Origin of the sequence: Herbidospora mongoliensis (assembly GCF_001570545.1) — a bacterium.
Classification (GTDB): domain Bacteria; phylum Actinomycetota; class Actinomycetes; order Streptosporangiales; family Streptosporangiaceae; genus Herbidospora; species Herbidospora mongoliensis.
In genome coordinates this window covers 397,866-418,090 of record NZ_BBXD01000013.1, presented here as the reverse complement: position 1 = coordinate 418,090, position 20,225 = coordinate 397,866, and the positions used below count along the sequence as shown (strand labels likewise).

Sequence of the window (20,225 nt, the reverse complement as noted above, 5' to 3'; positions counted from 1 at the left end):
AATGAACGATCCGACGGCCTGGACGCTGGTCGACGAGGGGTGGGGCCGCCGCGCGGTCGACTTCGCGACGCTCAGCGAACCGGGGAACTGCAGAGAATACGTCGCCGTGCACCAGCATCTGGGCGTCGGCGACGGCGACCGCCTACTCGACATCGCCTGCGGGGCGGGGCTGGCCCTTGAGCTGGCCTCCGTCCGGGGCGCCGACGTGGCCGGCATCGACGCGTCGGCCCGGCTCGTCGCGGTGGCCCGCGACCGCAGCCCCGATGCCGACATCCGGGTCGGTGACATGCACGACCTGCCCTGGGACGACGCGTCCTTCGACGTCGTCACGTCTTTCCGCGGGGTCTGGGGGACCACTCCCCTGGCGCTCCAGGAGATCCACCGGGTGCTGAAGTCCGGCGGCCGGGTCGGGCTGACCGTGTGGGGGCACATCAAGAACTCGCCGGGCGCGTGGGCGCTGGCGCCGTTCCGGCTGGCCGCACCGCCGAAGGTCGACAACCAGCGGAACATGGTCGCCCTCGGGCGTCCCGGTGTGGGCGAGGAACTGCTGGAGAAGTTCGGGTTCACCGAGGTCCGGCGGGTGACGGTGCCGTTCGCCTGGGAGTTCGCCGACCCCGCCGTCTACGCGCGGGCACTGGCGTCCACCGGGCCGGCGTACGAGGCGATTCAGAACGTCGGCGACGAAGCGTTCGCCGAGGCCGCGATCGAGACGGCGAAAGAGCGGCTGCGCGCCGGTCTGCCGCTGCGGGCGAGCATCGACGTGGTCGGTTATCTGGCCCGGAAGGAGGCGTGATGAGTTTTCTGGAACCGGTGGACGCCAAGCCGGAAGAGGCCGAGGTAGACCTCAAGGAGTTCGGCTACGTCATGAACGCCACCCGCTTCTGGGGCTACCGTCCCGAAGTGGGCGAGACCATCCTGAAGACGGCGAGAGACGTCACGCGGGGAATGCCGCTGCGGCTGCGGGGGATCATGGTGACCGCCTGCGCGGCAGCCTACGGGAACTCCTACTGCGCGCTGTCGTGGGGGAACAAGCTGGCGTCCTGGTCCGACCGGAGCACGGTCGTGTCGGTGCTCACGGGTGCCGACACCGACCTGACCGAGGCCGAGCGCGCCGTCGCCGAGTGGACCCGCAAGATCACCAAGCGGCCCAACGCGACGACCGGGGCCGACGTCGAGAAGCTGCGGGCCGCCGGGTTCACCGACGCGCAGATCTTCGACATCACGACGTTCGTGGCGCTGCGGCTGGCCTTCTCCACCGTCAACGACGCACTCGGCCTGCGACCGGACGCGCAACTGCGCGACACCACCCCCGATGAGATCCTCGCCGCGGTCGACTTCGGCCGGCCGATCGCCGGCTAGACCGACCCGACCAGCAGGGCCTCGACCCCGCGCAGCATCGACTCCGCCCTCTCCCTGGAGAGGTAGGCGGTGTCGGCGATCAGGCTGAGCTGACCGGTCTCGATCGCGGTTCCGACGGTGAAGAACGCCTTGAACCTGACCCCGGGCCAGGCATTGTCGGTGTACGTCCTGGTGCCGGAGACCGAGAGGTCGGCGTCCGGCGACAGGGCGGGCCAGCCCGCGGAGGGGCGGCGGTCGTTGAAGAAGGCGTCGAGGTCGTGTTCCCCGCCTCTCCGGGCGCCGACCTCCTGGCGCATCAGCGTCATCGCGAACGGGTCGTAGTTGGCGTTGCGGTAGGCCTGCAGGGCGGCTCGGTGGGTGGCCTGGCAGACCTCGCCGAAGTCCCTCTTGAAGGAGTCGAGAGAGACGAGGGCGTCCTGACCGACCGTACCGACCATCTCCCAGGTCCTGGCGTCGCGGCGGTTGCTGTGCACGAGCTGCATCACCACCCGGGAACGCGCGCTGACCTGCGCCAACGCGGTGGCGCAGGCCGCGAGCAGGACACTGGTGGTGCTGACCTTGAACCGGTCGGCCAACCGCAGCGCGGCCACCGCCAGCGCGGTCGACTCCATGCCGACCTCGATGAACCGGGGGTCCTCCGGCTCGCCCGGGGCGTGGTCGAACACGTCCAGCGGAGCCTCGTCGAGCATGTCGCGCCAGTAGGCGATCGACCGCGCCGACCGGGCCTGCCACCGCGCCGTCGCCTCCAGCCCGGCCTGGTCCCTGGGCTGCCAGGGAACCGGCGTCAGCGGGAGCCCTCGCAACAGTGCCCTCCACTCGTCGGCGAGCACGGCGAGCGCGTGATAGTCGACCGCCAGGTGGGTGAAGACGCAGGCCAGTGCTACCGGACGGCCGCCCTTGACCACCACCGCGCAGCGCAGCGGCAGCTCGTTCGAATGGTCGAAGATCGTGTGGGCCAGCTGGGCGGCGACGCGTTCGGCCACCTGGAGCCCGCGTTCGGTCCCGGCCTCGACCAGTTCGACCTCCAGCACGCCGTCCCTGGCCACCAGCTGGCCCTCGGCGAAGAAGGTCGTCCGCAGGGTCTCGTGGCGCTCGATCAGCACCCGCAGCGCGTCGAGCACCGCAGGCAGCTCCCGGCGACCGTAGACCGGGAACACGAACGGGCAGTTCAGGAAGGTCTGGCTGGGGCCCATCAGGTAGACGGCCCGCCACATCAGGCGCTGCCCCCAGGTCAGCGGCGCCTCTCCCGCGTCCGCGCCGGTGAATTCGATCTTCATGTCAGCGCCGCCACCAGGGTGTCGACGTCCTCGAACGACGACAGGTCGCCGGCGAGGTCGATCTCGCAGTCGAAGACGTCCTCGATCGTGTCGATCAGGCTGATCCGGGCCAGCGACGTCAGCCCGAGCGCCGACAGCGTGTATTTCCCGGCCAATACCTCTTCAGAGCTGATCGTGCCGCCGGACGCCGTCGAGATCATGCTCGCCAGCCGGACCCTGAGCTCCTCGGTCATGCCATCTCCAGATCCAGCGGTTCTTCGATCGATCTTGCCGTTGTGGGAGATCGGCTGGGAGGGATCCTTACCGATGCTCTCCAGCAGCCTGGTGAACGTCCGGGACAGTTCCTCGACCGTGGTGGCCCGGAACAGCGTCGAGTCGTAGCCGAAGACCGCCAGCAGCCCGTCTTCCTTGCGCCAGGCCTCCAGCGCGAAGTCGAACCTGGCCTGCCGGTAGCCGTCGTCGAACGGCTCCACCCGCAGGTCGCCGACCCGCTCGGGCGGTTCGCCGTCGCCCGGCTGGTCGTGCAGGATGACCATCGTCTGGAGCAGGTCGCCGACCTCCTCGAACGGCACCGTGCCGTGGGCCCGTGCCGCCAGCACGGTCGCCTTCGTCGCGGCCAGGAAGTCGGCGAACGCCGCCGCCAGCACCGTGAACAGCGACGCGTCAAGCCGTTCGAGCCGCCTGACCACGTCCTCCGGGATCACGAACCGGTGGAACGCCCCGGCCGGAGCCCCGCCCCTGGGCAGGTCGGCCGGCAGTTCCGTCTTCACGGCCCCCGCGAGCTCCTCCCGCCAGAACTCCACCGACGGCGCGGGCAGCCACGCCGCCACGTCACCGAACTGAAGAGCCAGGTCAGGTGGCTCTTCACCTTGGTAGAGCGCGAGCAGGTCGTCCAGGAGCACTCCGAGCGACCACCCGTCGGCGACGATGTGATGCAGCACGACGCAGAGCACGTGGTCGTCGGCGCCGAGTTCGAACAGGCTCACCCGGAACGGCGGCTCGGTCAGGTCGAAGGGCGCGTTGGTCCGCTCGGCGACCAGCTCACGCGGATCGGGGGCCGCGATGAACTCGATCTCGACTCGTCGCGGCGGATGCACCACGGCGATCGGGCCCTCGGCGAAGGAGGTGCGCAGGCTCTCGTGCCGGGCCACGACCTTGTTCAGCGACTCCCGCAGCCGATCGTGGTCGAGCGGCCCGCGTAATCGCAGGGGCAGACACATGTTGTACGACGCGTCCGCCGGATCGAACCGGTGCAGGAACCATAATCGCCGCTGAGCGGGGGTCACGGGTGCCGGATCACCGACCTCGATCCGGCCGAGGAACTCGATTGTGCCGTCCTCGCGGTGGCGGGCCAGGTCGCCGGTGCGGTAGAGGCGGTCGTCCGGCGCGCCGAAGGGGTCGGTCACGAACCGCTCGGCCGTCAGTTCCGGCTGATAGCGGTAACCGGCGGCCACGCCCGCGCCGCCGATGCACAGCTCGCCCCGCACCCCGACGGGCACCAGCCGGAGCTCCTGGTCGAGCAGGCGGATGCGGGTGTTGGCGATCGGCCGTCCGATGGAGTCGTCGAGGCTGAAGGTGCTCCAGACGGTCGTCTCGGTCGGGCCGTAGACGTTGACCACCTTGGCGAACCGCTGCCTGAGCTCGGCCGCCAGCGGCGCGGGCAGCGCCTCCCCACCCGTCAGCGCCGTCGCGCCGGTGATCCCGCCGGGCAGCAGCGACCGCCAGACCGAGGGCGGGGCCTGCACGAACGTCACGCCTTGCGCTTTCACCAGCGCCGCGAGGGCCTCCGGCCCTCTCTCCGCCCCCGGCGGCGCGATCACCACCCGGCCACCGGTGATCAGCGGCAGGAACATCTCCAGCGCCGAGATGTCGACCGCCGGGGACGTGAGCGCGAGCCAGCGGTCGTCCGCGGTGGCCGACAGCAGGTCCCGCATCGACAGCAGCAGGTTCGACAGGTTCCCGTGGGTGATCTCCACGCCCTTCGGCTGCCCGGTCGACCCCGAGGTGTAGACGACGCAGGCGAGGTCGTCGGCTGTGGTCCGCCGCAGGTAGCCCTCGTGTTCGTCGGTACGCGCCTTGGTCAGCAGCATCTTCGGCTGCGCGTCGGCCACGATCAGGTCGATGCGTTCGGCCGGGTGGCCGGGGTCGAGCGGCAGGTAGGCCGCTCCCGCCCGCTGCACCGCCAGCAGCGCGATCAGCAGGTCGTCGGAGCGGGGGATGCTGACCGCGACGAGGTCGCCCGGCCCGATGCCGCGACGCCGCAGCTTCCCGGCCAGCCGTCCGGTGGCCATGTCGAGCTCGGCGTAGGTCAGGGTGCGGTCGTCGCACCGGACCGCGACCGCGTGGGGTGTCTTTCTGACCTGGGCCGCGAACAGTTCCGGCAGGGTGACGGGCGGATAGGTGACGTCGGTGTCGTTCCAGGTGACGAGCAGTCGCTCCCGGTCGGCGGGCGGGATGACGTCGAGGTCGCCGATGGTCGACCCGGGGTCGGCGGCGGCGTGCGTGAGGAGGGTTCCGAGCGCGTCCCAGAACCGGGCGACCGTCGGGCGGTCCAGCGCCTCGGGGTTGAAGCGCAGCCAGGTGCCGAGGCCGTCGACCACCTGGAGGTGCAGCGGGCCGCGCGCGCCTCCGGCGAACATGGTCGTGTCGACGGTGACGTCGAGCCCGGGGAAGTCAGGTCTCCGGCCCGCCTTCCGGTAGCTCAGCGAGACCGGGGCCGACAGCGTCCGGGTCGGCCGGGCCGTCGGGTCGAGGCCCCTGACCTGCGCCCGCACCTCGCGGGCGAAGTCGTGGAAGGTCAGGTCGCGCCGGGGCCAGGTGATCACCGGGAGTTCGTTCACGTGGGGGCCGATGTGGTCGCGGGTCTCCGGTCCCCGCGTGGTGACGTCGACGAGGACGGCCGGCGTCTCGGCGCCGTACCGGAACAGCAGGGCGTGGATCCCCGTCAGCAGCGCCTCGAACGTCGTCACCCCGGCCGCCTCGGCCACCTCCGCGGCCGCCGCGAGCACCGTGTCGTCGCCCGCGATCTGTTCTCCGGCGCCGAACCGCCCCGACCGCCGCTGCCCGGGGAGGGTGAAGTCCACCGGAGGGACGTCGAGAGTCGTCGAGGTCTCGGCCACCTGGCCGAGCAGCTCCCAGGAGGCGCCGGGATGGGAGTAGTGGCGGGCGAGGTCGCGTACGAGAATGTCCTTGGACGGCCCGTCGAACACCAGATGGTGCGCCGTGAACAGCAGCAGATAGCGGCGCGGCCCGGCGGGCGCGAGCGTGAAGCGCGCGAGCGGGCCGTTCTCCAGGTCGAAGGGCCGCGCGACCTCCTCGGCGACGAGCTCGGGCGTCGCCCGGGCGGCGATCGAGATCACCGGCGCCGGTCCCTCGACGACGTCACCCGTGCTCGTCACGAGCGTCGACAGCACCCGGTGCCGGGCCGCCACGGCGGCGCAGGCCGCGAGCAGCGCGGGCACGTCGAGGTCGCCGTCGAACCAGAGCGCGACCGGTAGATGGTAGGCCGGGCCCGCGCCGAGCTGGGCGGCGGTCCATATGCCGTGCTGGACGGCGGTCGCTTTCATTTTCGTCCCGGAAGGGTGTCGGCCGGCCCGATCAGATCGAGCAGACGTGGCTTCACCACCTTGCCGAGGTGGTTCTTGGGCAGCTCGGCCACGAACACGAGCCGGCTCGGCAGTTCGTGCGGCGCGAGCCGGTCGAGCAGGAACGTGCGCAGTTCGGCGGGCGTCACCGGCGCGCGGGTCACCACGGCCGCGCCGGCCACCCGGCCGAGCACCGGATGCGGCAGCCCGGCCACGGCCGCCTCGGCGATGGCCGGATGTTCGTGCAGGGCGGCCTCGACCTGGATCGTCGACACCTTGTGCGCGCCCGACTTGATGACGTCGCTCTCCCGGTCGACCAGGTAGAGGAACTTGTCGTCGTCGAGGTAACCGAGGTCGCCCATCCGCACCCAGCCGTCGCGGAACACCCGGTCGGTGGCCTGCCGGTCGCCGTAGTAGACCCGGTTCCCCGCAGGGGACCGCAACCAGACCTCGCCCGTTTCGCGTGGCTTCGCGGTCTCGCCCTTCTGTGTGAGAATCCGCAGGTCGCCGCCCTGGGAGGGCCGTCCCACCGACGCGGGCCGGGCCGGGTCGACGATCATCACGGTCTGCGCCGGGGTCGCCTCGGTCGAGGTGTAGTAGTTGACGATCGTCGCCTTCGGGAACGCCTTCGCCATCCCGGCGGCCACGCTCGGCGGCAGGCTCGCGGCGGTCGAACCGAGCAGCCTCACCGAGCTGAAGTCGTGCCGCTCGTGCACCCCGGCGTTGAGCAGCTGGATCGCCATCGCCGGGACGACGAAGACGGTCCCGACCTCGTAGATCTCGATGAGCCTGGCGAACCGTCCCGGCGTGAACATCGGCATCGTCAGCGCGGCCGGGCTGGCGTCGAGCGAGTTGATCAGCATGGCCTGCCCGGCGTTGGTGCCGATCGGGAAGGCGTGCAGGAAGTGCCGCGAATGGGCGAGTTTGCGGTGGCGCGCGTCGGCGCCGTAGGCCAGGTTGGCGTGGGTCGCGCCGACGCCCTTGGCCTGGCCGGTCGTACCGGAGGTGTAGATGATCTGCGCCAGCTTGTCGGGCTCGAGGCCTCTTCGCACGGGCGCGGGGTCGTTCGCGCTCAGCTCGGCTGAGCTCTCTTTGGAGATCGTCTGTACGACGCCACAGTCCTTGAGCGCGTAGTCGATCTCCGCGGGGGCTAATCGCTCCGAGAGCGGCACCGCCACGCACCCCGCCCGGAGCACCCCGCACCAGGCGACCGCGTAGTCGATCCAGTCGCGCTCCCCGAAGACCAGCGCCACTCGGTCGCCGGGGGACAGCCCCCGGTCGATGAGGGCACGGGCGGTGGCGTTGGCCCGCCGGTCCCATTCGCCGAACGTGATCTCTCCGACGTCGGTCACGATGATCGCCGTCTTCCCGGCCTGTTCGGCGCCTCGGCGCATGAGCAGGTCAGGCAGCATGAGGTGTCGGTCAGCCCGCACGGCCACCACCGTTCCGAAATATTTCGATCCACCATGATGCAGGGAAGGCGGGGGAACCTACCAGGCCGGTAGGTTCTGAAATCTCTCGCATCGGCAGAATAGGCAACGGGGCCAGGAAACGACAGAGAAATGTTTGTCTCGTTACCCCGAAACTTTCAGAGCCAGCCGCGTTCTCTGGCGACGACCGCCGCCTCGTTCCTGCCGCGGGTGCCGGTCTTCCCTATGGCGGAGGAGAGGTGGTTGCGTACGGTGCCCTCCGACAAGTGGAGAAGACCCGCCACCTCCCCGATGGTCCGGCCTTCGTCGATCGCCCGCAAGACCTCGCGTTCCCGGGAGGTGAGCGGGTTGACGCCGTGGACGAGCGACTCGGTCGCCAGCGCCGGATCGACCACGCGGATGCCCTTGGCGACCTTCCGGACCGCCTCGGCCAGTTCTTCCGGGGTGGCGTCCTTGACGATGAACCCGGTCGCCCCGGCGGCCATGGCGCGGGCGAGGTAGCCGGGGCGTCCGAAGGTGGTGCAGATGAGGACGCGGCATCCGGGCAACGCCCGATGGAGCTTCGCGGCGGCGGTCAGGCCGTCGGTACCGGGCATCTGGACGTCGATCACGGCGACGTGGGGCTCGGTCGCCCGGGCGGCCGGGAGAATCTCGTCGGCGCGGGCGACCTGGGCGACGACGGTGATGTCGGGCTCCAGATCGAGCATCGCGGCCAGCGCCCCCCGTACGAGAGCCTGGTCGTCGGCGATGAGCACCCGGATCACGGGACCTCCGCTCGGAGCAGGAAGCCTTTCGCCGGCTTCGGTTCGGCGGTGAGGGCGCCGCCGAGCGCGGTCAGGCGTTCGTGCAGACCGGTCAGTCCGTTTCCCCAGGTCGCAGAGGTCGGGTGGCCGTCGTCGTGGACGGTCAGCCAGCGCTGTCCCAGGTCGACGGTGACGTGGCCGGCGGTCGAGTGGCGGATCACGTTGGTGACAGCTTCCCGCACCACGTGGCCGAAGACCTCGTGCAGGTCGGGGTGGACGTCGTCGACCGCCGACGGCAGCGACGCGGTCAGCCCGGCCGCCCGTAGCGCCTCGCGGGCGTTCGCCAGTTCGCCCGACAGGGTGACCTCGCGGTAGCCGGACACGGTGGCCCGCACGTCGGCGAGCGCCTGCCGCGACAGACGTTCGACGTCGGCGGCCTCACCGGCGGCCCGATCGTCGGCGGTCTCGATGAGGCGGCGTACGAGACCGGCTTTGAGGGTGATCGTGGTCAGGCTGTGGCCGAGGATGTCGTGCAGGTCGCGGGCGACCCGGGCCCGCTCTTCGTTCACCGCGAGCACGGCCACCCGGTCGCGGGCCCGGCGCAGTTCCTCGTTGGCCTCCGACAGCCGGGCCAGCAGGGCGGTCGCGGCGGCCACCGAACCGAGGATCACCAGGTTGCCCATCTGGGTGGTGAACTCCCCGGACACCACCGCCGCGACGGCCAGCCCGGCGAGCGACCCGCCGACCACGACGGCCGCGAGCTTCGGCCGGACGGACACCGCGACCACACAGAGCGCGAACATCAGCACCCACGAGTTCGCCAGCCCCATGATCACCACCAGCGCGGCCCCGAGCGCCAACGGCACCGCCCAGAACCGGCGCAGCGCCACGGCGAGGAGATACGCCAGTGTGTACGCGATGCCGACGCCGACCGCCCAGCGCGCGGTCTCCGGGGGCAGGGCGGCCAGCGCGCTCAGCCAGGTCGGCACCATCAGCGCGCTGAACAGCAGCGTCAGCCCCACGGAGAGCATCGCGACCCCTCAGGAATCCCGCCGGAACCGCCAGGTCACGGCCGCTCCCAGCGCCAGAGCCCATCCTAGGAGGATGCCCCCCGCCAGCATGATCTCCCGATCGGGCAGCACCACCCAGCGTCCCAGCTCGGTCAGCCAGTAACTCGGCATGGCGTACCCGACCTGGCCGAACCAATTCGGCAGTGTGTCGAGCGGCATGAACATCCCTCCGAAGATCGCCAGCGCCAGCATGCCCACGATCGTCACCTGCTGCACGCTCTCCGGCGTCGACAACTGCCCGATCAGGATCCCGAGCAGCGCGAACGGCAGCGCCCCCAGCCAGGTCAGCCCGACCAGCGCGACCCACTGCGAGGCATCGAGCCGCACGTCCTGAGTGAAGTGGGCCAGCAGCGCCACCACGATCGGCGGCGGCAGCGCCACCAGCAGCCCGACCGTGGCCTTACCCCGCAGGTAGCCCGCCCCCGACAGCGGCGTCAGCCGCAGTTGCCGCTGCCACCCGGCGGCCCGCTCGGCCACGATCGGCGGCGCGACCAGCAGACCGGCCAGCAGCACCCCCCATGCGGCCATGGCGGGCAGGATGTCGATCCCGTTGCCGAAGATGACCGACTCCAGCAGGTAGAAGGCGCCGGGGAACCCGACGACGAACAGCAGGGTCCCGGGCCGTCGCAGGGCCCGGCGCAGCTCCAGAACCAGGTATCTCATCGTTCCTCCTGCGAGGTGAGGGCGAAGAAGACCTCGTCCAGACCGACACCGGTGACCTCGATGTCATGGGCTTTCGGGAATCGGGCCAGCAGTGCCCGCAGGGTGGCGTCGGAGTCGTGGGAGACGATCCGTGCCCGCTCACCGAACCATTCGACCCCGGCCGATCCCGGGAGCGCACCGAGCGCCGCGCCTGACAAAGGCACCACTGCGCTGATCACGCGGCCCGAAGCCAGCTTTCTGACCTGGTCGATCGGGCCGTTCGCGATCACCTTGCCGGCGCGGAAGAACACGACCGTGTCGGCGTACTCCTCGGCCTCCTCCAGGTGATGGGTGGCGAACACGACGGTCCGGCCCCGTTCGGTGAAGTCGCGCATCGACGACCAGAAGGCGCGCCGGGTGACCGGGTCCATCGCCGAGGTCGGTTCGTCGAGCAGCAGCAGTTCGGGGTCGCAGACCAACGCGACCGCGAACCTGACCCGCTGTTTCTGCCCGCCGGACAGCCGGGTCGAGCGCCGGGTGGCCAGATCCGCGACCCCCGCGCGACGCAGGGCCTCGGCCACGGGCATCGGGTTCCGGTGCAGCGAGGCGACCATGGCGACGATCTCCCCGACGGTCGCGTCGTCGAGCAGCGCCCCCTCCTGGAGCACCGCTCCGACCCGTCCTTCCTGGACGGCCTGCGCCGGCGTCTGCCCGAAGACCCGGACCCGGCCCTCGTCGGGCACACTCAGCCCGAGGACCAGGTCGACCGTGGTCGATTTTCCAGCCCCATTAGGGCCGAGGACGGCCACGACCTCTCCCGGCGCGATGGCCAGATCGACCCCGTCGACGGCCTGAACCGGCCCGAACCTCTTCCGCAATCCCGTGGCGTGTACGGCGAGTTCCATGGGTCCCAGCCTGATCCGGCGGCCGGGGGAGCACTTAGAGCAGGCGTCACGGCTTTCCCGTGACAGCTGTCACGCCTCGGGTTCACGCAGGGGTGAAGTCGCGCCCTATCTCGGCCAGGCTCTCCTGGAGCGTCTCGCCCAGTGGGCGGGACTCACGTTCGTCGAGCCATACCAGGATCGCCGTCCGCAACGCGGCCAGGAAGGCCGTCGCCATCACGCGTGGTCGCAGCGCCCGGTCGTCGAGGCCTTCCCTGGAGGCCACCTCCACGGCGATCTCCTGTTCCAGGATCGCCTGGTTGGCCAGTTGCCGGGCGAGCAGGGCAGGGTGGCGGCGGGCCAGGCGGGTGCGCATGGCCCACTCCCGGTCCGAGTCCTCCTGCTCCCGGTAGAGCTCGGCGGCGGCGGCGCAGAGGGCAGGCCAGGCGCGTTCGCCCGGTGGGCGGCGGCGGATGTGTTCGACGAGGTCCTGGATGCGCTGTTCCTCGCCGTAGAGGACGGCGTCCTCCTTGGCGGCGAAGTAGTTGGAGAACGTCCGCCGGGAGATGTTGGCGGCGTCGGCGATGGCCTCGACCGTCACCGCGTCGAAGCCCTGTTCGACGGTCAGCCGCAGCGCGGCCTGATGGACCGCCTGCCGGGTCTCCGCCTTCTTCCGCTCTCTCAGTCCCACAGTCGGCACCCTACTGCGCACACAAATTTGCGCAATGGGTAAACTTGCCTCGTGAGCAAAAATCACCGCCAAATCTTGGAGGCCCTGAGCGGTCTCCTCCTCGTGCTCTTCGTCGCGATGATCAGCAGCACGATCGTCTCGATCGCGCTTCCGCAGATCATCACCGCCCTCAAGGGCACCCAGTCGCAGTACACCTGGGTGATCACCGCGTCCCTGCTGGCCGCCACCGCGTCCACCCCCATCTGGGGCCGCCTGGCCGACCTCTACAACAAGAAGACCCTCCTCCAGATCTCCCTGGTCCTGTTCCTGATCGGCTCGATCGCCTGCGGGTTCGCCCAGAACACCCCGCAGCTGATCGCCTTCCGCGTCGTCCAGGGGCTCGGCATGGGCGCGCTTCAGGTACTCGTGCAGGTGGTCATGGCCGCGATGATCCCGCCGAAGGAGCGTGGCAAGTACAACGGCTACCTCGGCGGCGTCATGGCCGTCGCGACCGTGGGCGGCCCGCTGCTGGGCGGCCTGATCGCCGACACCGACTGGCTCGGCTGGCGCTGGTGCTTCTTCATCTCGGTGCCGTTCTGCGTGGCCGCGTGGGCGCTGCTCCACAAGACGCTGAAGATCGAGACCGTCCGGCGTGAAGGCGTGGTCATCGACTACGCGGGGGCGACCCTCATCGCGGCCGGAGTCAGCCTGCTGCTGATCTGGATCACCTTCGTCGACAACTCGTTCGCCTGGGTCTCGTGGCAGACCGGCGCCATGGTCGGCGGCACCGTCGTGCTGCTGGGCCTGGCCACCTGGGTCGAGTCCCGTGCCAAGCAGCCGGTCGTCCCGCTGCACATCATCAAGCAGCGCACCCCCGCGCTCGCCATCCTCGCGAGCCTCGCGGTCGGCATGGCGATGTTCGGCGGGGCCGTGTTCCTCGGCCAGTACTTCCAGGTCGGCCGTGGGTTCAGCCCCACCCAGGCCGGGCTGATGACGATCCCGATGATGGCCGGTGTGCTGTTGTCCTCTGCCATCTCGGGTCAGATCATCTCCCGTACGGGCAAGGTCCGGCCCTTCATCATCGCCGGCGCGCTCGTCCTCACCGTCGGCTTCCTCGGGCTCTCCCTGATCCAGCACGACACGTCGATCTGGCTGATCATCCCCTCGATGGTTCTGGTCGGCGCGGGCGTCGGCATGGCCATGCAGAACCTGGTGCTGGCCCTCCAGAACACCGTGGCGCTGCACGACCTGGGCGCCGCCAGCGGCGCGATCACCTTCTTCCGCTCCCTCGGCGGCACCATCGGCGTGTCGATCCTGGGCGCCGTCCTGGCCAACCAGGTCGCCGCCGGCGTGGTCGAAGGCCACCCGCTCCCGGTGGCCTTCGCCGACGCGACCGGCCACATCTTCCTGGTCTCCGCCGGCATCGCCGCCCTCGGCGTGATCGCCACGCTCTTCCTCCGCCCCGCCCCGCTGCGGGAGACCGTGGAGAAGGAAGAGACCCCGGTCCCCGCAGGAGCGAGCGCCTGACCCTCAGGGGCGTCGGCCGGCCCCGGTCGTCACTTCGCGGGCCCGGCCCTTCAGGCCCTCGTCGGGTTTGAGGGGGGCGGTGTCCATGCCCGCTCCCTCACCCAGCCCCGCCAGGAACTCCATGATCGCGTCCGGGGCGGCGTGGCGCGGGGTCCAGCCGAGTTCCTCGCGGGCGCGTCTGGTGTTCATGATCGGGATGTGCAGGGCGATCTCCAGCATCCCCGGCGTGGCCGGGATCAGCCGCAGCCGCCAGGCGGCGGAGACTGCCATCCGGGCCAGCCCCACGGGCACCGGGACCAGGCGGGCGCCGAGCAGTTCGGCCATCATCGGCATGTCGAAGACCGGCTCGGCGGCGATGTTGAAGGCGCCCTGGACCTGGCGCTTCACCGCCAGCAGGTAGGCCTGCGCGGCGTCGTCGCTGTGCAGGATCTGGAGCTTCAGCCCCGGGATGCCGGGGACCACCGGGACGTGGCCCACCCTCGGCACGTACGGGCCGCCGAAGATCCGGCGCTGTTCCGAGGCGGCCTCGCGCTTGAAGATGAACCCGGGCCGCATCCGGACCACCCGGGTGCCGGGGTGGTCGCGTTCGAACACGTCCAGCACCCGCTCCAGGTAGGCCTTCTCGCGGCCGTACGCGGCCCCCGGCCAGCCGTGGGTGGGCCAGCTCTCGTCCACGAGACTGCTGGGGCCGGCGGGTGAGTAGGCGCCGACCGACGACGCGTACACCAGCGCGGGCACCCCCGCCTCGACGACGGCGTCGAAGACGCGCATCCCGCCCAGCACGTTGTTCCGCCAGGTGCGGAGCGGGTTCCGCGTCGGCTGGAACAGCCAGGCGAGATGGATGACCGCGTCCGCACCGGTGAAGATGGCCACCAGGTCGTCGGTGGACATGTCCGCCGCCAGGTAGGTGGTCTTGCCGCCCTCGAATCCGGGCAGCCTCCGGGCCACCCCCACGATCGATTTGATCTTGGGATCTGATTCCAGCGCCTCGATGACGCTCGTGCCGACGTTGCCGGTTGCCCCCATCACGACTACTCGCATAATGGGCGAAATGCCCCAAAAGGGACACGGGAAAACTAGACCTCGGCGGTCAGTGGCTCACCCATCGGGAACCAGGCCACCGGCACATGAGCCTGGACGATCCCCTCCCGGCCGTCTTTGAAATGCGACCAGCCCTCCCAGTGCACCGCGAAAACGTTCGCCGGAGCCATGTCGGTGAGCAGGGTCGCGGCGTCGCGGCCGGTCATCGTGTAGAGCAGCGGCCCGGTGATCGGGAACCGCACCCCGCCGAGATGGAAGACGACCGTGCCGGGCTTCAGACGGCGGGCGGTCTCGCGCACGGCGCCGTACAGGACCGTGTCTCCCGTGATCCACAGCGGGCCATGCGTCTGACCCGGCCATTCGAGGGCGAACCCGATGACGTCGCCGGTGATGGGGTGGCTCAGCGGCGGCCCGTGCCGGCACGGGGTAGCGGTGATCTTGACGTCGTTCAGGGTCGTCGACTCGCCGGGCTTGAGCCCGGTCCCGCCGATCCGGGTGGCCCCGGAGTGGGTGGTGATCACCAGCGGGACGTCCTTCAGGAAGGCCCGCCCGGCGGCGTCGAGGTTGTCGTCATGATGATCGTGGGTGAGCAGAACCGCGTCGACCGGCCCGATCTGCTCGGGAGTGAGCGCGGGGCCGGCGACCTTGGTCGATGAGGTGCCCCAGCCGAAGTTGTAGCGCCGGCCGGGCGCGTCGAAGGTCGGATCGGTCAGGATGCGAAGGCCCTCGAACTCGATGAGTAACGTCGGGCCGCCGATATGGGTGAATGTGACCTCCGTCATGCCCCATATTTTGTCGTCAGGACATGTCCGGCGGGAGTCCCCGGCTCCGACGTATCGGGTGAGCGAAGGGAGAACATCATGAAATACATGATCATGCTGTACGGCTCACAGAACGACTTCGACGCCATGGCGACCGGCGGCCCCGAAGTGGCCGAGATGCACGCGTTCATGGAGAAGTGGAACAACGACCTGGTCGAATCGGGCGAGTTCGTCGACGCCAAGGGCCTGTCGGCGCCCGTCCACGCCCGCCGCGTCTCGCTGAAGGGCGGTGTCCCGGTCGTCACCGACGGTCCCTACCCGGAGACCCAGGAGGTCCTGGTCGGCTACACGATCGTCGAGTGCGCCAGCTTCGACCGCGCCACCGAGATCGCCGCCAAGCTGGCCGACACCCCCGGCCCGGAGGGCGAGGGCCAGTACGTCGACGTGCGGCCGATCATGGAGCACTTCGACGACATGATCGAATGACCGGTCCGTCCGGCGTGGAGGACCTGCTGCGTGAGAACGCGCCGCGGGTCCTCGCCGCGCTGGTCCGCCGGTACGGCCATTTCGACACCGCCGAGGACGCCGTCCAGGAGGCGCTGCTGGCCGCCGCCACCCAATGGCCTCGTGAAGGTGTCCCGGAGAACCCGAAGGCGTGGCTGATCACCGTCGCCTCCCGGCGCCTGACCGATCTGCTGCGCAGTCAGCAGTCCCGCCGGGAACGCGAGGAGGCGGTGGCCCGCCGGCCCGCCGTACCGGCCGACCCGCCCGCCGGCGGCGACGACACGCTGGTGCTGCTCTTCATGTGCTGCCACCCGGCGCTGTCCCCGGCGTCCCAGATCGCGGTGACCCTGCGCGCCGTCGGCGGCCTGACCACGGCGGAGATCGCCCGCGCCTTCCTGGTCCCCGAGGCGACCATGACCCGCCGCATCACCCGCGCGAAGCAGACCATCAAGGAGAGCGGCCAGGGCTTCGGCCTCCCCCGCGACCGGGCCGAACGCCTGGGCGTGGTTTTGCACGTGCTCTACCTGATCTTCAACGAGGGCTACGCGACCACCTCGGGCCCCGACCTGCAGCGAGTGGAACTGGCTCGCGAAGCGATCAGGCTGGCCCGCATGCTGCGCCGCACACTCCCTGAGGACGGCGAGGTGGCCGGCCTCCTGTCCCTGATGCTCCTCACCGACGCCCGCCGCGCCGCCCGCACCGGGCCGGGCGGCGCCCTGATCCCCATGGACGAGCAGGACCGGACGAAATGGGACCCTCACCAGATCACCGAAGGCGTGGCGTTGCTCGAGGAGGCGCTGCCCCGGGGCGAGATCGGCCCCTACCAACTGCAGGCGGCGATCGCGGCCCTCCACGACGAGGCCCACACGGCCAAGGAGACAGACTGGCCCCAGATCCGCGCCCTGTACGACCTCCTCTTCCAGATCACCCCCACCCCCGTGGTGGCCCTGAACCGGGTGGTGGCGGTGGCCATGAGCGAGGGACCGGCGACGGGCTTGGCGGCGCTGGCGGCGATTCAACCGGTCGACCACCGGGTGATGGGCGTGCGGGCCCATCTGCTGGAGATGACCGGCGATGTCGCGGCGGCTCGGGCGGCCTACCTGGAAGCGGCGGAAGCCTCAACGAGTTCGCCGAGGCAGCGCTACCTGCTGAGCAAGGCGGCCCGGCTCAAGTAGGCCGCACCTCAAGACGGCCGATTTCGCCAGGCGGACTACGGCCTGGACGGCGCCGACGCCAATTCACGCCATCCACGGCTTCGTCACCCTCTCCCGTACGCGGTAGACGAGAGCTGTCACCGGCTGATCGGGATGGTGATCGCGGGCCTGCCGAAACCCGTGTGACAAGATCGCCCCATGTGTCACAGCACCGACAGCAGGCCACCCGCGCCGCCGGTGGCCGGGGCGGTCGCCTCTCACGAGCAGATCACGCTGACCAGTGAAGACGGCACCCGGGTCTTGGCCTACCGAGCCGAACCCGCCGAGCCCAACGGCCGTTCGATGATCATTCTGCCGGACATCCGCGGCCTCCATCCCTACTACCGGGATCTGGCCGTGCGCTTCGCCGAGGCCGGTTTCCACACCATCGCCATCGACTATTTCGGCCGTACCGCCGAGACCGACGACCGCGGCGAGGACTTCGACTGGCAGCCCCACGTCGCCCAGGTGACGCCGGAGCAGGTCGACCTGGACGTCGCCGCCGCCCGCGCGCAGCTGCCGGCCCCCGTCTTCACGACGGGCTTCTGCTTCGGCGGCTCCCACTCGTGGCGTCTGGGCGCCCACGGCAGCGGCCTGGCCGGTGCGATCGGCTTCTACGGCGCCATCCGCCGCATCGGCGAGGTGCCGGCGACGCCGGGGGCGCCGATCCTGCTGCTGCGCGGCGGCGCCGACACGGCGTCGACCGAAGAGGAGTTCGACGGTTTCACCGCCGCCCTCGACGCGGCGGGCACACCCAACACGTCTGTCATTTATGACGGCGCGCCCCACTCGTTCTTCGATCGTTCGTTCGCCGAATGGGCAGAGGCCTGCGCCGACTCCTGGCGCCAGATTCTGGAGTTCACCGCGAATAACTCACGGTAAGAGAACTGTTACTCACAGTGTCATCGCGGCCACTCGCCCGGGTTGGTGACCATCAAGGTCCCCCCCACCCGTGAAGGGAGTGGCCCGATGGCTACCAAGTTTCAGTACCGCAAGATCACTGGTGTCTTCCGCGCGATGGACGTCGACGGCGACGGCTACCTGACCGAATCCGACTTCGAGGCGCTGGCAGGCCGATGGGCGGCGCTCCAGGGGCAGCCGAAGGGCCGCATCCACTCGATCATGATGGGCTGGTGGGCGACCCTGCTCACGGCCGACCGCGACGACGACGGCCGGGTGACCCTCGAAGACGTGATGGTGATCGTCGACCGCCTCGACCAGATGTCCCACGCGATGGCCACCACGGCGCTGTCCATGTTCGACGCGGTCGACGTGAACGGAGACGGGCTGATCTCGGCCCGTGAATACAACCAGCTCGTCGTGGGGTGGACCGGCGTGCCGACCGACACCGACGACGTGTTCGACGAAATCGACGGCGACGGAGACGGCTACCTGTCGCGCACGGAGTTCGGCGAGCTGTGGGCGGAGTTCTGGACGGGAGACGACGCGCGGGCGGTGGGGTCGCTGGTGTTCGGGCGGCTGGACGTGATCGCACGCTGAGTTGTAAGAATGTTCGAATGCCGCGCGAACTCCATGACCTCCCCTACGCCGCCTACCTCGAACCCCTCACCGGTGACCTCGGCCGGGAGGGCGACTACGACGGCGTCCACCTCAAGGACGTCACGTTCGACGAGGTCAACACCGTCGGCGCGCGGTTCATGGAGACGGTCTTCCAGCAGGTCACGATCAACGACAGCCGCATGGACCGGAGCCGCTACAACGACGTGTGGTTCCACACGGTCAGGTGGATCGGGGTCAACCTGGCCGAGAGCGACTGGTTCGACGCCGAGATCATCTCCAGCGCCATGTCCGGCGTCCCGATGTTCGGTTCCCGGGTCCACCAGGTCACCTTCCACAACTGCAAGCTCGACTCCGTCAACCTCCGGTCGGCGACGCTCAGGAACGTCACCTTCGAAGACTGCCTGCTGAGAGAGGTCGACTTCGCCGGAGGCACGCTCAAAGAGGTCACCTTCCCCGGCTCGGAGCTGGAGGACGTCAGGTTCGACAAGGCCCAGCTCACCAAGGTCGACTTCCGGGGAGCGCGCACCCTGGGGATCGCCGACGGCCTGGAGTCGCTCCGGGGCGCCACGATCTCGATGAGTCAGCTACTCGACCTGGCCCCACGTATGGCCCACGCGCTGGGTATCTCGGTACGCGACTGACCGCCGGTCGAGGTGCCGGGCCACGACGAAGACCACGATCGCGATGACCAGCAGCGGGATGCCCTTGGCGAAGGTCGAGCCGGGGAGCAGCGGCGAGTCCCACCAGGCGTGCATCAGCATCGCCGTCACCCACGCCGTCACCGCCACGGTCACCCGCGAGGCCAGCGGCCGGTCGGTGCGGGCGACCGCGTAGCCCAGCCCCGCGCCCGCCACCGCCGTCATGGCCCAGTGGCTCCACCACGCCGAATAGACCAGCCTCGCGAACAGGGAGCCCACGGTGTCGCTGGTCTGCTGGATGCCGCCGGTCATGATGATGGTGTTGTAGACGTACAGAAGATCTTCGATGATCTGGAAACCCAGGCCGACGATCGCGCCGTAGCCGAACCCGGCCAGGGCCCCGGACATCACCCATGGGGCGATCAGGGCGATGAGGGCGACTCCGGCCAGTTTCGCGGTCTCCTCGTCGAGGGGCGCGGCGATGGCGTCGGCCCAGCGGTCGGCGAAGAGGGGGCCGGTGGTCTTGGTGAGGATCGCGGTGAACGCCGTGTTGGCCAGGAACGCCACGCCGAACGCGGCCAGGCCGCCCCAGGCCAGGGCCATCCACGAATAGCCCAGTGGCGCGGCGCGCAGCGGGCGGATGCGGGTGAACAGCCAGAATGCGAGCAGCAGGACCGGGACCAGCACGCCGAGGGCGATCATGGTTCCGGCGGTGAAGACGCGGGCCTGCGGGACCAGGGTCGTGCTGACCGTCAGGACGCCCAGGACGATGCCGAGCAGCCAGACCCAGAAGGCCGGTTGGCGGGTCACTGCTGCGCTCCGGCGAACTGGATCGAGGCGATCATCTGTCTGATGTCGTCGCTGTGGGCGGCGATCGCGGCCGGGTCACCGGCCACCAGGACGCTGGCGCCCTGGTCGGGGGCGGCGAAGACGGTCTGGGTGCCGATGCGGTCCTTCACGGTGATCATGCCGGACAGGCCGGGGACGCCCTGGCTGGTCGTGATCGGGGTGGGGCTCTCGGCGACGATGGGGACGCCCTGAGCCTTGAAGATGAGGTGCTGACCGGTCCAGAGCTGCTGCGGGGTGGCCGATTCCGCGTCGATGACGCCGAGCTGGACGGTCGCGCCTCCGTTGACCAGGGACACCGACTCCGACAGTGACGACGCGCCTTCGTCGAGGGACCATCCGGCGGGCACCAGCATGGAGATCGGGCGGCTGCCGTTGTCGAGCTCCTCGCCGACCTGGATGACCGTGCCGGGCTTGAGCGGCACGGCCTCGTCGACGAGACCGGCGTTGGCCAGCGGCAGGCCGATGGCCAGGAAGCCGAGAATCAGCAGGATCGCGATCGATCCGGGCCAGCCCGTACGCGCCATGATTCCCCTCA

Annotated in this window: 20 protein-coding genes; 8 read left to right on the top strand and 12 right to left on the bottom strand. The window is 70.0% G+C overall.

Annotated elements, in window-relative coordinates; all coding sequences use genetic code 11:
• Position 1 precedes the first annotated feature (1 nt).
• Positions 2-793: a class I SAM-dependent methyltransferase gene (locus AW272_RS19060; protein WP_066366796.1), complete on the top strand. Its 792-nt coding sequence runs from the start codon at positions 2-4 to the stop codon at positions 791-793.
• Complete coding sequence (locus AW272_RS19055; protein WP_066366794.1) at positions 793-1,359, top strand: carboxymuconolactone decarboxylase family protein; 567 nt, start codon at positions 793-795, stop codon at positions 1,357-1,359. Before AW272_RS19060 ends, AW272_RS19055 begins: the two co-directional genes overlap by 1 nt.
• Here AW272_RS19055 and AW272_RS19050 read toward each other — a convergent pair.
• The 8 genes from AW272_RS19050 to AW272_RS19015 all read right to left on the bottom strand — a co-directional run bounded on the left by AW272_RS19050 (position 1,356) and on the right by AW272_RS19015 (position 11,677).
• Positions 1,356-2,636 (bottom strand): condensation domain-containing protein, encoded by a 1,281-nt coding sequence (locus AW272_RS19050; protein WP_066366789.1) that lies wholly within the window; start codon positions 2,634-2,636, stop codon positions 1,356-1,358. The two genes, AW272_RS19055 and AW272_RS19050, sit on opposite strands and share 4 nt — an antisense overlap.
• Positions 2,633-6,202 carry an amino acid adenylation domain-containing protein gene (locus tag AW272_RS19045; RefSeq protein WP_066366786.1) on the bottom strand — a complete coding sequence of 1,190 codons (3,570 nt, stop codon included), beginning with the start codon at positions 6,200-6,202 and terminating at the stop codon, positions 2,633-2,635. Before AW272_RS19045 ends, AW272_RS19050 begins: the two co-directional genes overlap by 4 nt.
• Entirely contained in the window at positions 6,199-7,653 is a 1,455-nt protein-coding gene (locus AW272_RS19040; RefSeq protein WP_245657622.1) for a class I adenylate-forming enzyme family protein, read from the bottom strand. Before AW272_RS19040 ends, AW272_RS19045 begins: the two co-directional genes overlap by 4 nt.
• 155 nt (positions 7,654-7,808) lie before the next feature.
• Entirely contained in the window at positions 7,809-8,414 is a 606-nt protein-coding gene (locus tag AW272_RS19035) for a response regulator transcription factor (protein WP_066366782.1), read from the bottom strand.
• Positions 8,411-9,424, bottom strand: coding sequence for a sensor histidine kinase (locus AW272_RS19030; protein ID WP_176579835.1), 1,014 nt, complete (start codon positions 9,422-9,424; stop codon positions 8,411-8,413). The genes AW272_RS19035 and AW272_RS19030 overlap by 4 nt, the downstream gene beginning before the upstream one ends.
• A 9-nt stretch (positions 9,425-9,433) precedes the next feature.
• Positions 9,434-10,126, bottom strand: coding sequence for an ABC transporter permease (locus AW272_RS19025; RefSeq protein ID WP_066366779.1), 693 nt, complete (start codon positions 10,124-10,126; stop codon positions 9,434-9,436).
• The gene (locus AW272_RS19020) at positions 10,123-11,010 is read right to left on the bottom strand and encodes an ABC transporter ATP-binding protein (protein WP_066366776.1); all 888 of its coding nucleotides are present in this window, start codon (positions 11,008-11,010) and stop codon (positions 10,123-10,125) included. Before AW272_RS19020 ends, AW272_RS19025 begins: the two co-directional genes overlap by 4 nt.
• 82 nt (positions 11,011-11,092) lie before the next feature.
• Positions 11,093-11,677 carry an acyl-CoA-like ligand-binding transcription factor gene (locus AW272_RS19015; protein ID WP_066366775.1) on the bottom strand — a complete coding sequence of 195 codons (585 nt, stop codon included), beginning with the start codon at positions 11,675-11,677 and terminating at the stop codon, positions 11,093-11,095.
• 51 nt (positions 11,678-11,728) lie between these two features.
• Between AW272_RS19015 and AW272_RS19010 the strand changes: the two genes are divergently transcribed.
• A complete protein-coding gene (locus tag AW272_RS19010) occupies positions 11,729-13,183 on the top strand; it encodes an MDR family MFS transporter (protein ID WP_066366772.1) in 1,455 nt (484 codons plus the stop codon).
• Between the two features lie 3 nt (positions 13,184-13,186).
• On the opposite strand, the gene AW272_RS19005 is transcribed toward AW272_RS19010, so the two are convergent.
• Together AW272_RS19005 and AW272_RS19000 are read right to left on the bottom strand one after the other, a co-directional pair.
• Positions 13,187-14,209 (bottom strand): NAD-dependent epimerase/dehydratase family protein, encoded by a 1,023-nt coding sequence (locus AW272_RS19005; RefSeq protein ID WP_245657626.1) that lies wholly within the window; start codon positions 14,207-14,209, stop codon positions 13,187-13,189.
• Between the two features lie 50 nt (positions 14,210-14,259).
• Positions 14,260-15,006 (bottom strand): MBL fold metallo-hydrolase, encoded by a 747-nt coding sequence (locus AW272_RS19000; protein ID WP_066366767.1) that lies wholly within the window; start codon positions 15,004-15,006, stop codon positions 14,260-14,262.
• Positions 15,007-15,084: 78 nt separating this feature from the next.
• On the opposite strand from AW272_RS19000, the gene AW272_RS18995 reads away from it, so the two are divergent.
• The 5 genes from AW272_RS18995 to AW272_RS18975 all read left to right on the top strand — a co-directional run bounded on the left by AW272_RS18995 (position 15,085) and on the right by AW272_RS18975 (position 18,844).
• Positions 15,085-15,471 carry a YciI family protein gene (locus AW272_RS18995; RefSeq protein WP_066366765.1) on the top strand — a complete coding sequence of 129 codons (387 nt, stop codon included), beginning with the start codon at positions 15,085-15,087 and terminating at the stop codon, positions 15,469-15,471.
• On the top strand, positions 15,468-16,664 hold the full coding sequence (locus AW272_RS18990) for an RNA polymerase sigma factor (RefSeq protein WP_066366763.1): 1,197 nt from the start codon (positions 15,468-15,470) through the stop codon (positions 16,662-16,664). Before AW272_RS18995 ends, AW272_RS18990 begins: the two co-directional genes overlap by 4 nt.
• A gap of 177 nt (positions 16,665-16,841) precedes the next feature.
• Positions 16,842-17,564, top strand: a complete 723-nt coding sequence (locus tag AW272_RS18985; protein ID WP_066366760.1) for a dienelactone hydrolase family protein — start codon at positions 16,842-16,844, stop codon at positions 17,562-17,564.
• Positions 17,565-17,651: 87 nt separating this feature from the next.
• On the top strand, positions 17,652-18,182 hold the full coding sequence (locus AW272_RS18980; RefSeq protein WP_066366758.1) for an EF-hand domain-containing protein: 531 nt from the start codon (positions 17,652-17,654) through the stop codon (positions 18,180-18,182).
• 17 nt (positions 18,183-18,199) lie between these two features.
• Positions 18,200-18,844: a pentapeptide repeat-containing protein gene (locus AW272_RS18975; RefSeq protein ID WP_066366755.1), complete on the top strand. Its 645-nt coding sequence runs from the start codon at positions 18,200-18,202 to the stop codon at positions 18,842-18,844.
• On the opposite strand, the gene AW272_RS18970 is transcribed toward AW272_RS18975, so the two are convergent.
• Positions 18,788-19,651: a PrsW family intramembrane metalloprotease gene (locus tag AW272_RS18970; RefSeq protein ID WP_066366753.1), complete on the bottom strand. Its 864-nt coding sequence runs from the start codon at positions 19,649-19,651 to the stop codon at positions 18,788-18,790. The two genes, AW272_RS18975 and AW272_RS18970, sit on opposite strands and share 57 nt — an antisense overlap.
• Positions 19,648-20,214 carry a hypothetical protein gene (locus AW272_RS18965; protein WP_066366751.1) on the bottom strand — a complete coding sequence of 189 codons (567 nt, stop codon included), beginning with the start codon at positions 20,212-20,214 and terminating at the stop codon, positions 19,648-19,650. The genes AW272_RS18970 and AW272_RS18965 overlap by 4 nt, the downstream gene beginning before the upstream one ends.
• Positions 20,215-20,225 lie beyond the last annotated feature (11 nt).